General features: G+C 70.5%; 14 protein-coding genes. 12 read left to right on the top strand and 2 right to left on the bottom strand.

Annotated elements, in window-relative coordinates; translation table 11 throughout:
• Positions 1 to 36 precede the first annotated feature (36 nt).
• The 9 genes from ACZZZB_RS11490 (at position 37) to ACZZZB_RS11450 (ending at position 9,292) form a co-directional block, all read left to right on the top strand.
• Positions 37 to 765 (top strand): SDR family oxidoreductase, encoded by a 729-nt coding sequence (locus tag ACZZZB_RS11490; RefSeq protein ID WP_194644873.1) that lies wholly within the window; start codon positions 37 to 39, stop codon positions 763 to 765.
• Entirely contained in the window at positions 762 to 1,439 is a 678-nt protein-coding gene (locus ACZZZB_RS11485) for a FadR/GntR family transcriptional regulator (protein WP_192019951.1), read from the top strand. Before ACZZZB_RS11490 ends, ACZZZB_RS11485 begins: the two co-directional genes overlap by 4 nt.
• Positions 1,440 to 1,679: 240 nt before the next feature.
• Positions 1,680 to 2,966, top strand: a complete 1,287-nt coding sequence (locus tag ACZZZB_RS11480; RefSeq protein ID WP_085514313.1) for a sugar ABC transporter substrate-binding protein — start codon at positions 1,680 to 1,682, stop codon at positions 2,964 to 2,966.
• Positions 2,967 to 2,972: 6 nt separating this feature from the next.
• Positions 2,973 to 3,944, top strand: coding sequence for a carbohydrate ABC transporter permease (locus ACZZZB_RS11475; RefSeq protein WP_370282131.1), 972 nt, complete (start codon positions 2,973 to 2,975; stop codon positions 3,942 to 3,944).
• 83 nt (positions 3,945 to 4,027) lie between these two features.
• Complete coding sequence (locus ACZZZB_RS11470; RefSeq protein ID WP_079706980.1) at positions 4,028 to 4,870, top strand: carbohydrate ABC transporter permease; 843 nt, start codon at positions 4,028 to 4,030, stop codon at positions 4,868 to 4,870.
• Positions 4,867 to 6,513, top strand: a complete 1,647-nt coding sequence (locus ACZZZB_RS11465) for a glycoside hydrolase family 3 protein (protein ID WP_463529721.1) — start codon at positions 4,867 to 4,869, stop codon at positions 6,511 to 6,513. The genes ACZZZB_RS11470 and ACZZZB_RS11465 overlap by 4 nt, the downstream gene beginning before the upstream one ends.
• Positions 6,510 to 7,451 carry an N-acetylglucosamine kinase gene (locus tag ACZZZB_RS11460; protein ID WP_463529720.1) on the top strand — a complete coding sequence of 314 codons (942 nt, stop codon included), beginning with the start codon at positions 6,510 to 6,512 and terminating at the stop codon, positions 7,449 to 7,451. Before ACZZZB_RS11465 ends, ACZZZB_RS11460 begins: the two co-directional genes overlap by 4 nt.
• Positions 7,435 to 8,433 carry an N-acetylmuramic acid 6-phosphate etherase gene (gene murQ / locus ACZZZB_RS11455; RefSeq protein ID WP_463529719.1) on the top strand — a complete coding sequence of 333 codons (999 nt, stop codon included), beginning with the start codon at positions 7,435 to 7,437 and terminating at the stop codon, positions 8,431 to 8,433. Before ACZZZB_RS11460 ends, murQ begins: the two co-directional genes overlap by 17 nt.
• The gene (locus ACZZZB_RS11450) at positions 8,423 to 9,292 is read left to right on the top strand and encodes a MurR/RpiR family transcriptional regulator (RefSeq protein ID WP_191942058.1); all 870 of its coding nucleotides are present in this window, start codon (positions 8,423 to 8,425) and stop codon (positions 9,290 to 9,292) included. The genes murQ and ACZZZB_RS11450 overlap by 11 nt, the downstream gene beginning before the upstream one ends.
• A 9-nt stretch (positions 9,293 to 9,301) precedes the next feature.
• Here the strand turns inward: ACZZZB_RS11450 and ACZZZB_RS11445 are convergent, their stop codons facing one another.
• Positions 9,302 to 10,024, bottom strand: coding sequence for an SDR family NAD(P)-dependent oxidoreductase (locus tag ACZZZB_RS11445; RefSeq protein ID WP_194644869.1), 723 nt, complete (start codon positions 10,022 to 10,024; stop codon positions 9,302 to 9,304).
• A complete protein-coding gene (locus ACZZZB_RS11440; protein WP_194644868.1) occupies positions 10,024 to 10,956 on the bottom strand; it encodes a helix-turn-helix domain-containing protein in 933 nt (310 codons plus the stop codon). Before ACZZZB_RS11440 ends, ACZZZB_RS11445 begins: the two co-directional genes overlap by 1 nt.
• A gap of 128 nt (positions 10,957 to 11,084) precedes the next feature.
• Here ACZZZB_RS11440 and ACZZZB_RS11435 point away from each other — a divergent pair, with 128 nt between their 5' ends.
• The 3 genes from ACZZZB_RS11435 to ACZZZB_RS11425 are packed head-to-tail and all read left to right on the top strand — an operon-like array spanning position 11,085 to position 14,365.
• The gene (locus ACZZZB_RS11435; RefSeq protein ID WP_463529718.1) at positions 11,085 to 12,110 is read left to right on the top strand and encodes a zinc-dependent alcohol dehydrogenase family protein; all 1,026 of its coding nucleotides are present in this window, start codon (positions 11,085 to 11,087) and stop codon (positions 12,108 to 12,110) included.
• On the top strand, positions 12,107 to 13,333 hold the full coding sequence (locus tag ACZZZB_RS11430; RefSeq protein WP_463529717.1) for an MFS transporter: 1,227 nt from the start codon (positions 12,107 to 12,109) through the stop codon (positions 13,331 to 13,333). The genes ACZZZB_RS11435 and ACZZZB_RS11430 overlap by 4 nt, the downstream gene beginning before the upstream one ends.
• A 45-nt stretch (positions 13,334 to 13,378) precedes the next feature.
• Positions 13,379 to 14,365 (top strand): hypothetical protein, encoded by a 987-nt coding sequence (locus tag ACZZZB_RS11425; RefSeq protein WP_463529716.1) that lies wholly within the window; start codon positions 13,379 to 13,381, stop codon positions 14,363 to 14,365.
• The last annotated feature ends 116 nt before the right edge of the window (positions 14,366 to 14,481 follow it).

The following is a 14,481-nucleotide window of genomic DNA, read 5'->3' as shown; positions in this document are numbered from 1 at the left end:
CATACTTATGGTCGGCCAGCTCGCTACACTGGCGCCATGACGGATCGAGTGCTCTGGGTGACGGGTGGCGGCAGCGGCATGGGACAGGCCGTGGCGGTGTCGGCCGCCGAGGCGGGATGGCGCGTCGCCGTGACGGGGCGACGCCGCGAGGCACTCCTCGAGACCGTCGGAGCCGTCACCTCCGCGGGCGGTGTGGCCGTCGCCGCGGAGGCCGACGCGACGGACCCCGCTTCGCTCGCCCGAGCCCACGAACGCGTCGTCGCCGAGCTCGGCCCGGTCGACGACCTCGTCACCGCGGCGGGCCTGAACGCGCCTCGGCGCCGGTGGGACGACCAGTCGATGACGGAGTTCGCCGCGATCGTCGACACCAACCTCACCTCGGTCGCACGGACGATCGACCTCGCGCTGCCCACCATCCGCGACGCCCAGGGACGGATCATCGCCATCTCCTCCTTCGCCGGCTGGCGCTTCTCGACGAAGGGTGGCGTGGCCTACAGCGCGAGCAAGACCGCACTCGCCTCGCTCTGCGCGACCCTCAACGAGGAGGAGGGGGCCCACGGCGTCGGCGCCACCCACCTCTGCCCGGGCGACGTCGACACCCCGTTCCTCTCCATGCGGCCGCAGGTGCCGGACGCGTCGGCGCGCGAGACGATGCTGACGCCCGAGGACATCGGCCGCGCCGTTCGGTTCATCCTCGACGGCCCGCCGCACGTGCGCATCGACGAGCTCGTGATCTCCCCCACCCGTCCGTCCGCACGGGCGTGAGCCGCTCACCGGGGGCGTCGGCCTTCGAACGGACGCTCGACCGGATCGGTACCGACATCGTCGACGGCGGACTACCCGCCGGCAGGGTGTGCACGGTGGACGAGCTGGTCGCCATGGCAGGACATTCCCGCTCGGTGGTCCGGGAGGCGACCCGCGTGCTCTCCGGCATGGGACTCCTCGCCAGCAAGGCGCACGTCGGCCACACCGTGCAGCCGTCGTCGAGCTGGGACTGGTTGCAGCCTCGGGTGCTCCGCTGGGCGCTGGCGAGCGGACGACGGGAGTCCACCATCCTGGCGATCCGCGAACTCCGCACTGCGACCGAGCCGGAGTCGGCGCGGCTCGCGGCCGAGCGACGCAGCGACGAGGACGCCCGTGAGCTCCGCGTGACGAGTGAGGCGCTCCGCGCGGCTGCGGTTCGCCAGGATCCGATCGCGTTCCTCGAGGCCGACCTCCTGCTGCATCGCCTCATCCGGCGCGCGGCGGCGAACCCGATCCTCGACCGGGTCGGCGACGCCGTCGACGAGGCACTCCGGGATCGTGTGGACCAGCTGCCCGGTGACGGCATCGACCACCACGACGCGGCGTTGCACACGGACCTCGCGTCGGCGATCGAGGCGCAGGACGGCGAGCGGGCCGCCGCGACGATGCGCGTGATCATCCTCCGCACGGCCTGACGACGGCGGCGCCCGTCCGCCATCCACACACACGGTTCTCGCAGCTTCGTGAAACACGTCCGTCACGCAGGTAACGACCGTGTTGCAGTGCTGGAAAATATTTGCAAGCTTCCTGTACTTATTGAATACTGTTTCCACACCCACTGAAAACAGCAGGGATCGACCGCGGTTTCCCGGTCACTCCGGATCCCGGGCCAACGACGGCCCGGACTCCCGATCCCAGAATCGAGGAGCAGCACCATGCGCAAGCGCACCCTTCCGCTGGCCGTCCTCGCCACCGCGGCACTCGGCCTCACCGCCTGTGCCGGTGGCGGTTCCGGCTCAGGCGACGTCTCGGCAGACGGCCAGACGCTCACCGTCTGGATCATGCAGGGCACCAACCCCGACTCCGAGGCCTTCTTCAAGGAGGTCGGCTCGGCCTTCAAGAAGGAGACCGGCGCCACCCTCAAGGTCGAGTACGTGCAGTGGGCCGACGCCCACGACCGCTTCGTGACGTCGATCGCCGGGAACACCACCCCCGACGTCGCCGAGACGGGCACCACCTGGACGGCCGAGTTCGCCGACGCCGGCGCCCTCGCCCCCATCGGCGACTACGTCGACAAGGCCGGCCTGAAGGACGACCTCGTCCAGGGCCTCGCCGACTCCGGCACCTACGACGGCGAGCTCTACGGCATGCCGTGGTACGCCGGCGTCCGCTCGATCGTCTACCGCACCGACGTCTTCGAGGAGCTCGGCCTCAAGGCGCCGACCACCTGGCAGGAGATCATCGACGCCGGCACCGCGATCAAGGCCGCCAAGCCCGACATGATCCCGTTCCCCGTCCCCGGCGACGCCGAGTTCACGGCCTACCCCTGGGTCTGGGGCGCCGGCGGCGAGGTCTCCGAGCTCGACGGCGACACCTGGAAGTCGGGTCTCGCGAGCGACGACTCGCGCAAGGGCATCCAGTTCTGGACCGACCTGGCCACCAAGTACGACCTCTCCTCCTCAGGTGCCACCACCTGGAAGGAGACCGACGTCCTCGACAACTTCGTGCAGGACAAGGTCGCCATGGCGATCATGGGCTCCTGGACCCCGGCGACGATCGTCCAGAAGAACCCGGAGCTCGAGGGCAAGTTCGCCGCCATCCCGATCCCGGGTGAAGACGGCGGCATGTCACCCTCCGTGCTCGGTGGTTCGCACCTCAGCATGTTCAACACCTCGAAGAACAAGGACCTCGCGTTCCAGTTCATCGAGATGATGACCACCGGCAAGTTCGCCTCCGAGTGGGCCGAGCAGACCGGGTACTTCCCCGGCCAGACCTCGCTCCTCAGTGACTCGACCGAGAGCGACGACCCGCTGGTGAAGCCCTTCGCCGAGCAGTTCGTCGACGGCGGCGCTTCCCTCCCCGTGACCCCGAAGTTCGGTGCGGTGCAGGCGAAGAAGACCACCAACGCGATGATCCAGGCCATCCTCTCCGGAAGCAAGTCGGTCGACCAGGCGACGACCGATGCCGCCAAGGAGATGGACGACATCATGAACGGCAAGTAGCCGATCGTGTCGACCCTCACCCCGCCCACGGTCACCCGCGAAGCCCCCGCTTCGCGGGTGGCCGGGGGCCCCTCCCCCAAGCGGCTGCGCCTGCTGATGCGCACCCGCCCCTGGCTGCTGCTCGCGCCGGCGCTCCTCATCCTCGCCGTGCTCCTCCTCTGGCCGCTCATCCGCGTCGTCCTGTTCTCCCTGCAGGACTACGGCCTGCGCGAGATCGTCAGCGGTGACACCAACTTCAACGGCGGCGCGAACTACGCCGAGGTCTTCGCCGACCCGACCCTCTGGACCGTCGTCCTCCCGAACACCGTCTTCTTCGCCGCGGCCGCCGTCATCGGCACGGTCGTCCTCGGCACCCTCGTCGCCCTGCTCATGGCGAACCTCGGCTCCTTCTGGCGCACCATCGTCGGCAGCGCCATCATGGTCGCCTGGGCGATGCCAGCCGTCACCGGCACCTACGTGTGGGTCTGGATCTTCGACGCCGACCGCGGCATCGTCAACCAGACACTCATGGGGCTCGGGCTCATGGACGAGCCCTTCAACTGGTTCACGAACCAGTTCACGTTCTACGGCATCGCGCTCCTGAACGTGATCCACCACGGCTTCCCGTTCGTGGCCATCACCGTCCTCGCCGGCCTACTCGGCGTGTCCAAGGAGATGCTGGAAGCCGCCGAGATGGACGGGGCGGGCGCGTTCCGTCGCTTCTTCCAGATCACCTTCCCGTCGCTGCGCCAGGTGTTCTCGGTCGTGATCATCCTGTCGACCATCTGGGACTTCAAGGTGTTCGCGCAGATCTACCTCATGCCGGGTGGTTCCGGCTCGAACCGCGAGGTGTTGAACCTCGGCGTGTGGTCGTACGTGGAGTCCTTCGGTCAGAACCGCTACGGCTTCGGCTCCGCGATCGCGGTGCTGTTGACGCTCGTCCTGCTCGGCATCACGATCGTCTACATCCGCGCCCTCATGAAGGAGGACGAACTGTGACCACCCACGCTCCCGCCCCCACCGCCGCCCGTCGACCGGCTGATGGACCGGGCACCGACCGGTCCGCCAAGCCGCAGGTCCCGATGCACCGGAAGGCGAGCGGTCGGAAGATCCGCTCGAACACCGTCAAGGCGATCCTCGTCACCCTCCTGCTCGTGTTCACGCTGTTCCCGGCGTACTGGATGCTGTCGAGCGCGTTCGACGCACAGGCGTCGAGCGGCGGCCAGTCCTTCTTCCCGAAGGAGCTGTCGTTCACGAACTTCGAGTCGGTGCTGACCGACGGCGGGTTCGCGGTCTTCCTCCGCAACTCCGCGATCGTCGCCGGTGCGACGGTGCTCATCTCCGCCGCCGTCGCGCTCCTGGCGTCGGTCGCGGTCGCCCGCTTCCGGTTCAAGTTCCGCACCGCGGTGCTGCTCATGATCCTCGTCGTGCAGATGGTGCCGCTCGAGGCGCTCGTGATCCCGCTGTTCGTGCAGATCCGCGACCTGCAGCTGCTCAACACGCTGCTCGGGCTCATCATCGTGTACGTCGCGCTCGCACTGCCGTTCGGCATCTGGATGCTGCGCGGCTTCGTCGCGGCGGTACCAGTGGAGCTCGAAGAGGCGGCGTTCCTCGACGGCGCCAGCTGGTGGCGGATGTTCCGCTCGATCATGCTCCCGCTCGTGGCCCCCGGCCTCGTCGCGACGAGCGTGTTCAGCTTCATCACGGCCTGGAACGAGTTCATCTTCGCGATGACCCTGCTCGGCGGCTCGACGGAGAACTACACGGTGGCCATCGGCCTCAAGCAGTTCTTCGGCCTGAACTCCAACGACTGGGGTTCGGTCATGGCAGCGTCGACCATCATCACGATCCCGGTCATGATCTTCTTCATCCTCGTGCAGCGTCGCCTCTCCGGCGGACTGGTGTCCGGAGCGGTGAAGGGATGATAGACCCCGACGTCGCGCGGCTCGTCCGGGGCGTCCTCTGGCCGGGCTTCCTCGGCCGGACCGCCCCGGACTGGCTGCTGCGCGAGCTGGACGGCGGCCTCGCGGGCGTCGTGTACTTCGGGCAGAACCTCTCCTCGGACCCGGCGGAGGTCGCGGCGCTGTCGGCCGAACTCCGCGACCACCGGCCCGAGATCCTCATCGGCGTCGACGAGGAGGGCGGCAACGTCTCGCGCCTCGAGGCGCAGACGGGCTCGACCCTGCCCGGGCATGCGCAGCTCGGTGCACTCGACGACGTCGAGACGACGCGCGCGGTGGGTGCGGCACTCGCCGAGCGGCTCCGCGCCGCCGGGGCCAACGTCGCCCTCGCGCCCGTCGCCGACGTCAACACCAACCCCGCGAACCCGGTGATCGGGGTGCGCTCGTTCGGCCCGACCGCCGACCTCGTCTCCCGCCACGTCGCCGCGATGGTCGACGGATTACAGGCCGGCGGAGTCGCCGCGTGCGTCAAGCACTACCCCGGCCACGGCGACACGGCGAGCGACTCGCACCTGGATCTGCCCCGCATCGACCTGGACCTGGCGGAGCTCGAAGCCGAGCACCTGCCACCGTTCGACGCGGCCATCGCCGCGGGCGTCGCGAGTGTCATGACCGCCCACATCGTCGTCCCGGCGTTCGGTGACGCCCCGGCGACGCTCAATCCGATCCCCCTCCGTCGGCTGCGCGAGAGCGGCTTCGACGGCGTGATCATCTCCGATGCGCTCGACATGGCCGCCATCCGTTCGACCACGGGCTCCGGACGCGGGGCGGTCCTCGCCCTCGAGGCCGGCGTCGACCTGCTCTGCATCGGCAACCCGTCCAACCTCGGGCCGAAGCAGGGTGCGACGACCGACGAGGACGACTACCTCGAGGTGTTCGAGGCGGTCTGTGCCGCCGTCGCCGACGGCGAGCTCGATCGAGCGATCGTCGAGCGCGCGGCCGCCCGGGTGGCGTGGCTCGCGCGGTCCGTCAGCCCTTCGACCGGCTCAGGGACCGGGGAATCAGTCCCCGAGCAGTCCCCGGCCCCCGAGCGGTCCACGGTCCCTGAGCGGTCCACGGTCCCTGAGCTTGTCGAAGGGCGCTTCTCCGACGCCATCCGCCGGGTCGTCCGCGTCCGGGGCGAGGTCGCGATCGACGCGTCGGCGATCACCCTCGTCGACCTCCGCGACCGACCGACGTTCGCCGTCGCCTCGGCCCACGATCCGTTCGCCGAGTCGCTCGCCGAACGGTTCGACGTCACCCGGCTCGCTGCCGGCCCGAGCCTCCGGACACCGGGCCCAGACGCCGAGGCACCCGCCTCCGACGAGCTGACCCTCCTGCTCGAGACGATCCCCGCCGACGACGGGGTCGTCCTCCTCGCGGACCGCCTCGGCGACGACACTCCGCAGCGGCTCGCCGTGGACCGCCTCGCGCTGGTCCGCCCGGACGCCGTCGTCGTGAGCGTCGGACTACCGCTCGCCGAGGACGCCGTCCTCCCCCTGCCGGTGATCGACACGCTCGCGGCCTCCCGAGCGTCCGCCGACCGGGTCACCGAACTCCTCGCCGCGGCCTCCACCGCGGCGCCGACGCACCATCTGCACGACCAGCACCACCGGAACGGATCATGAACCACCTCGCAGCACCCGTCCTCGCCATCGATCTCGGGAAGACCTCCTGCCGCGCCCGCATCACGAGCGGATCCGTCGACGACCTGACCGTCCTCGCGGAGGCCCGCGGCCACGGAGCACCGGGCCTCGCCGACCACGAGGGTGCGGAACTGTCCGCCCGCGCGGTCCTCGAGACGGTCGCGCACCTCCCGGCCGACCTCCTCACCGAGGTGCAGCACGTCGGGATCGGCGCAGCCGGTGTGGAGGCGGCACCGCACGAGGTCGCCGCGTTCACCGCCGAACTGCGTCTGGCGCTCGGAGCGACGATCGCCGTGGTCAACGACGCTCTGGCAGCCCACGCCGGTGCGTTCGCCGGTGGTCCCGGCACGGTGCTCATCGCCGGCACCGGATCCGTCGTGTTCGACGTCGACGCCGACGGCTCCGTGAAGCAGATCGACGGTTGGGGTCCCTGGCTCGGAGACGAGGGCAGCGGTCGGTGGATCGGGCAGCAGGGCCTCGAGGCCTGCATGCGCGCCTTCGACGGCCGCGGCCCCGCCACCACTTTGCTCGCCGACGCCGAGGCGCTCATGGGGTCCATCCCCGCGCTCCCCCGCTGGGTCTCCAGCACCGGAGCCCCGGCCCGCCAACTCGGCACCTTCGCGCCCACGGTCATCACGCGCGCCGAGGAGGGCGACGCCGTCGCCGCAGACATCGTCGACGCCGCCTGCGCCCATCTCGCCGTGAGCGCCGCCGCTGCCGGCACGGGTGCCGTGTGCGTCGTCGGCGGGATCGCCTCCCACCCCTACGTCGCCGCACATCTCGCGACGGCCATGCACGAGGTCGGCGTCGACCTCTTCGCACCCCGCGGTGACGCGCTCGACGGAGCCAGACTCGTCGCACTCGACACCGCGATCTCCTACGACGGAAGGGTCGTGCGCGACGATGTCCACGCAGCCTGAGAGCGCCTCGACCGGGGCCGCTGAACCCGAGCGGGACCGCATCCGCGCGGAGCTCGCCACCCTCTCGACGGAGCAGGTGAACGAGCGACACCCCGACCTCGACGCCCTCTCCACGCGGGAACTCGTCGCCGCGATGAACGAGGACAACCGTTCCGTCCCCGACGCCATCGCGGCCGTCGAACCCGAGATCGCCGAGGCCGTCGAAGCGATCGTCGAGCGCCTCCGCCGGGGCGGACGACTCGTCTACCTGGGCGCCGGGACCGCCGGACGGATGGGCATCCTCGACGCGAGTGAGGCCCCACCCACGTTCGGGACCGACCCAGGCCTCATCGTCGGACTCATCGCGGGTGGCCCGGGCGCCATCCAGCAGGCGGTGGAGAACGCCGAGGACCGCGACGACCTCGGTCGGGCGGATCTGGAATCGCTGTCGATCACCGCGGACGACGCCGTCGTGGGTGTCTCCGCATCCGGTCGCACGCCCTACGTCCTGGGCGCCCTCGAGTACGCGCGCTCGATCGGTGCGATCACCATCGGCCTGTCGTGCAACGCCGGCTCCCCACTCGCCCGGGACGCGGACATCGGCATCGAGGCGGTCGTCGGTCCGGAGCTCCTCACGGGATCGACCCGACTGAAGGCGGGGACGGCACAGAAGCTCGTGCTCAACATGCTGTCGACGATCACGATGGTGCGGCTCGGGAAGACGTACCGGAACCTCATGGTCGACCTCCTCACCACGAACGAGAAGCTGCGGGCGCGGGCGGAACGCACGGTGATGTTGGCGACCGACGTCGACGCCGCCACGGCCGCGAAGACGCTCGCATCCGTGGACGGCTGGGTGAAGGCCGCTATCCTCGTCCTCGTGACCGGCATCGCCGCAGATGAAGCAGTCGCCCGCCTCCGTGGTGGCGACGGCTCCCTCAGCGCGGCCATCGCAGCGCACGCCGTCGAAGACCCGACGGGGGCCGCACCGGATGTCCACTGACGCGCTGCTCGTGCTCCGCCAGGCGATCCCTCGCCTGAGCGCCGCCGAGACGCGCGTCGCCGAGACCATCATCGGCACCCCCTCGCTCGTCGTCGAGTTGACCATCACCGAACTCGCGAAGGCCTGCGGCACCTCGCAGGCGACCGTCGCGCGGTTCTGTCAGACCATCGGGTACACCGGCTACCGGGAGTTCCGGGTGGCCGTCGCGACCTCCACGAGTCGCGAGCAGGCGGAGCGTGACCGGTTCGAGGTCGACGACGCCGACATCGACCCGGACGACTCGGTCGAGACCGTCGTCGCGAAGGTCGCGTACCAGGAGGTGCAAGCGATCGAGCTCACCGCCCGCTCGCTCGACCGCGACGCCCTGGACGCGGTCGTCGACGCGCTCCTCGTCGCCCCACGGATCGACATCATCGGCTTCGGGTCCTCGAACCTCACGGCGCAGGACCTCCACCAGAAGCTCTACCGGATCGGCATGCCGGCCAACACCTTCGTCGACGCCCACCTCGCGCTGCCGTCGGCCGCCCTCCTCGGGCCCGGTGGGGTCGCCATCGGCATCTCGCACTCCGGGCTCACGGTCGAGACCGAGCAGGCGATGCAGCTCGCGCGGGCCGCCGGCGCGACGACCGTGTGCATCACCAACTTCCCCGACTCCCCCATCGCCGGCCGCTGCGACCTCGTCCTCGCGACGCAGGCGAGGGAGAGCCGATACCGCTCGGGTGCGATGTCGTCGCGCATCGCCCAGCTCGCGCTCGTCGACCTGCTCTTCATCCGTGTCGCCCAGCGTCGCTACGACGCCGCGGCCGAGTCGCTCCGCGTCACCTACGAGTCGATCCAGGACCACCGCATCGACACCTGAGTGCTGAGATCAGGGCAGCAGCGAGACGCCCGTGTGCTCGGCGAGGGCGAGCAGCAGCTCGTCCTGGAACGCCTCGTCGCGGACCGCGCGATGCGGCTCCTCTCGTCGCTGATGGTGCCAGTAGCCGGAGGTGTCCGCGCCACGCCCTTCGGCGAGCGCCACCTGGGTCCGGTGCCCGAGTTCCAGGTCGTCGGGCGCGTTCGGCCCGCCCATCCGCGTCGGCACCCACCCCGGGTCGACCGCATTGCTGAACACCCCGGGACGCACTCGCGCGATGGCCGCCGCGAGGACGGTCACGAGGAGCTTGCTGTCGGAGTAGCTCGCCGTCCTCGTGGAACCCGACCAGTCGAGACCGTCGAGCGTCGCGGTACCGCCGCGGTGCATGCTGCTGCTGAGGAACACGAGTCGCCGCGCGGGGACGAGGGCGCTCAGGAGGTAGGGCGCGACCACGTTGACCGGTAGGACGGCCGTTCCGTCGAGGACGCCGGCGTTGTGGATGATCGCGTCCACGGGACCGGCTGCGGCGACCTGCTCCGCGAGCTCATGGACGCCGTCGAGGGTGGCGAGGTCACCGGTGACAAGGTGCACGGAGGGCTCGTCGAGCAGCCGGACCCCGTCGGCGCGGGCGAGGCTCCGGGCATGGACGAGCACCTCGTGCCCGTGGTCGACCAGCTCGGTCGCGGCGCCGAGCCCCAGGCCGACGGCGGCGCCGGTCACCAGGATGCGCGGCATCAGCGACCCCCTGCCCGTCCGGCCTCGCTGGTGTCGGGCTGGTTCGTGACCGCCGCAGCAACACCCTGCTCAGCCTCCCGCTGGGACGCCGCCCAATTCGCGAGCAACTGCAGTCGCTCGGCGGACGGCGAGCCGGGCTCCGCCGTGTAGACGAGCACGACGTGGCCTGGGTCGGCCGTGATCGCGAGCTCCTCGTAGGCGAAGGTCATCTCGCCGACGATCGGATGGTTGAACCGCTTCGTGCCCGTGCCGTGCGTGCGCACGTTGTGCGCTCCCCAGAGCATGCGGAAGGCGTCGCTCCGGGTCGACAGCTCACCGACGAGGTCGTGCAGTCCCTTGTCGTGCGGGTCCCGGCCGGCCTCGGCACGCATGACCGAGACGCACATCTCGGCGAAGACGTCCCAGTCGGGGTAGAAGTCCCGGGATGCCGGGTCGAGGAACTGGAACCGTGCGAGGTTCGGGGTGCGCCCGCCGTCGCCGATGACCGGTGAGTAGAACGCGCGCCCGAGCTCGTTGGTGGCGAGGAGGTCCTGGTGGGTGTTGCGGACGAAGGCGATGCCGTCGGTGATCGCGTCGAGCATCCAGTGCAGGCTCGGCCGGGTCGCGGGGTTCTTGGCCGCCCGGCGACGCGGTCGACCGGAGAGCGGGACGCCGTCGGCCGCGCGGGCGAGGTCGAACAGGTGGGTGCGTTCCGCCTCGTCGAGCTGCAGCGCACGGGCGATGGCGTCGAGGACGGTCGACGACGCTCCGGCGATGGCCCCGCGCTCCAGCTTCGCGTAGTACTCGACACTGACCCCGGCGAGCGCCGCCACCTCGGATCGCCGCAGCCCGGCCACCCGTCGGTTGGGGCCCGCGGTCAAGCCGGCGAGTTCCGGGGTCAGCCGTGCCCGACGCGTCATGAGGAACTCGCGTACGTCTGCTCGATCGTCCATGCCTCCGACGATACGTCCTCGAGGCGAGCCGACAGGTGCCCTCTCGGTACACCTCTCAGGCGGGACTCCCTCCCGCGTCGCCCGGGGCGTTGACTGGTCGCCTGCACCACCCGACAGAAGGAGCACACATGCGCGCAGTCGTCATGCATTCGCCCGGCGACGTCCGGGTCGAGGACCGTCCGGACCCCGTCATCGTCGACCCGACCGACGCCGTCATCCGGCTCACGGCGACCTGCATCTGCGGGTCCGACCTGTGGCCGTACCGCGGGGTCGAGCCCGTCGACCACACGAACATGGGGCACGAGTACGTCGGTGTCGTCGAGCAGGTCGGCGAGGACGTGCGGACGATCGCCGTCGGCGACTTCGTCATCGGCTCCTTCGTGACCTCCGACAACACCTGCGAGATCTGTCAGGCGGGGTACCAGTCGAAGTGCGTGCACGCCGAGTTCGTGTCGGTCGCCGCGGGGACGCAGGCTCAGCTCGCCCGCATCCCCCACGCCGACGGCACGCTCGTGGCGACGCCCGGACAGCCGGACGCGGAGCTCATCCCCTCGCTGCTCGCCGCGTCCGACGTGCTCGGGACGGGCTGGTTCGCCGCGGTCGCCGCCGAGGTGGGGCCGGGGAAGACGGTCGTGGTCGTCGGTGACGGGGCCGTCGGGCTCATGGGCGTCCTCGCGGCCCGGGAGCTCGGGGCGGAACGCATCATCGCGATGTCGCGTCACGCCGACCGGCAGGCGCTCGCCCGTGAGTTCGGCGCGACCGACATCGTCGAGGAGCGCGGTGCGGCGGGGGTCGCACGGATCAAGGAACTGACCGGCGGTCTCGGCGCGCACAGCGTCATCGAGGCGGTCGGCACCGAAGAGTCCATGCTGCAGGCGATCCGCTCCACTCGCGGTGGCGGCCACGTCGGCTTCGTCGGCGTCGCCCACGAGGGTGTCTCGCTGCCGCTCGACGAGCTCTTCTTCGCCGAGGTGCACCTGCACGGTGGGCCGGCGCCGGTGCGACGGTTCCTCCCCGAGCTCATCCGGATGATCTGGGAGCGGAGGATCGACCCGGGGAAGGTCTTCGACCTCACGCTGCTGCTCGAGGACGCCGCCGAGGGGTACCGGGCGATGGACGAGCGCCGTGCGATCAAGGTGCTGCTGACGCTGTGAGCCCCGCAGCACCGATCACCTCGACGATGGACGCGCCGGTCGGGGCGTCGACCCTCCCCGTAGCCGGGACGCCCACCCGGATGCCCTGGTTCGCACTGGCGGCCCTCGCCGCGATGGGGTTCGTCCTCGTGGCCGCGGAGACGATGCCGGCCGGGCTCCTCCCGGTCATCGCCCGGGATCTCGACACGAGCGAGGGCCTGATCGGTCAGTTCATCAGTGTGTGGGCGCTCGGGACCGTGATCGTGACGGTCCCGGCGCTCGCCCTCACCCGTGGCATGCGTCGCAAGCCACTCCTCCTCGGCGCGATCGTCGGGCTGATCCTCGCGAACACCGCGACCGCGGTCGCGGGGGACGTCGTCGTCGCGCTGGTGTCGCGGTTCGTCGCCGGTGCGTTCTGCGGGGTGATCTGGGGCATGCTCGCCGCCTACGGGCGTCGCATCAGCCCGCCCGACCGTGGAGGCCTCGCACTGTCGATCGTGTCCGTCGGAGCGCCCGCCGGGCTGGCACTCGGGACACCGCTCGGCGCCTGGCTGGGCACCGCGTTCGACTGGCGCTGGGCGTTCGGAGGACTCACGGTGCTCGCGCTCGTCGTGCTCGTGTCCATCGCTGTGTTCGTACCCGACGCGGCAGGGCAGCCTCGCTCGGCACGGCTCCCGCTCCGACAGGTGCTCGTCCTGCCCGGTGTCGCGGTCGTCCTCGCGGTGATCGTCGTCTGGATGCTGGCTCACAACACCGTCTACACCTACATCTCGCCGTTCCTTCGGGCTTCGGGCACCGGGCTCGGGGCCGACCTCGTGCTGCTCGTCTACGGTGTCGCATCCATCGCGGGCATCGGTCTCACGGCGGTGCTCATCGATCGGGCTCCGCGCGCGCTGCTCCACGGGAGCGTCGCGATGTTCGTCGCGGCGGGCGCGCTGCTCCTGCTCGGCCACGTCTCCATCGTCGCCGTCCTCATTGCGACTGTCCTATGGGGGCTGGCGTTCGGTGGCTCCTCCGCCCAGCTGCAGTCGGCGCTCACCCGATCGGGACGCGAGCACTCGGACGTCGCAAACTCCTTCCTGCCCGTCGCGTTCAACCTCGCGATCTTCGCCGGCGGCATCCTCGGCGCACTCCTCCTCGGCACCTTCGACGGCCTGATCCTCCCGGTCGTCATGATCGCCCTCGGACTCGCTGCGCTGCTGCTCACGGCCGTGGGACGCCGGTCGGCCTTCGCCGCGGGGTGACGCGGAGGCCGAGCCGGTGGCGGCGGTCGCGTGAGACCATCGGGCATGGCTTCCATGGACGACGCACCGCGGATCGGGGACCTCGAGGTCGACGGCGACGCACTCACCGGCGACGGCACGACACTCTCGGAGCTGGCGGACGAACTAGCCTGCGGCGTCGACGAGACCACCGCCGGGGCACCGCCGGCTGGTTGGCGGGTGCTCCGCCGGTTGGAGAGCGGTGCGGTGTATCTCGGTTCGCCGGTCGACGCGGACCACCGGACCTGGCGCGTGGCACAGGTGCATCCGGGAGAGCAGCCTCCGGTGGTGCGCGTGCACCCGGACACGTTGGTCGTGCGCCCGAGCCGGGCCGAGCGGCGACAGGGCTTGGTGCTGCGCTGGCCGTCGTTCGTGGAGGAGATCGCCGACCCGATGCAGCTCGTCATCGACGTCGTGAACCTCGGTCACTCTCGTTGGTCTCCGGAGGGTGATTCTTTCCACGCCATCGGAGCGCTCACGGAACCGGGCGAGGTCACATTCGGCTTCGCCTGGATGAGTTCTGCGCAGCAACGCGCGGTCCCACTCGAACCAGGTGAGTACGCTCGGATCCCCGTGCATGTGCAGGATCGCGCGACCCCGACGGAGCTCCGACAAGGGCCGTGCGACCTCCACGTCGTGGTCGTCGAACTCGGGCTCCGTCTCGCCGAGCCGCTCCGGGTCGAGCTGACCGCGGAGATGATCGCGCGTCAGGTCGCCAAACGGAACCGCCACCGACCAGATGCCGCGAGTGAGCGCCGAGCGCTCGACCGACAGATCGACGACGAGCGTGTGCGTGTCGACGCCCGTCGCTCCTGGGCCGCGATCGCTGACGTGATCGGGAGCACGATGTCGGAGAACGAGTCGATTGCGCGCATCGCGGCCGTACTCGACTGCACGACGGAGCAAGCGGCATCCGTGTACGACTCCTCACTGCGCGCGGTGGGACGGGCGGACGCCGACCGCCGTGACGAACAGCTGCAGGAGCTCATCCGCCGTCGCGACGCCCTCGGGTGACGGCCCACCCACCGAGAGTGCAGAAGATGCTCGCTGTGGCCGCGTTTGAGAGCGTTTGGTGCACTCTCGCCGAGCGCATCAGCGCTCGCGCTCGCTCAGCCGGGCCGGATACGCTG

The sequence above is a fragment of the Plantibacter sp. AC185 genome, from assembly GCF_979258065.1.
Note: the sequence above shows the minus strand (reverse complement) of the source record. Positions and strands in the feature narration are given on the sequence as shown.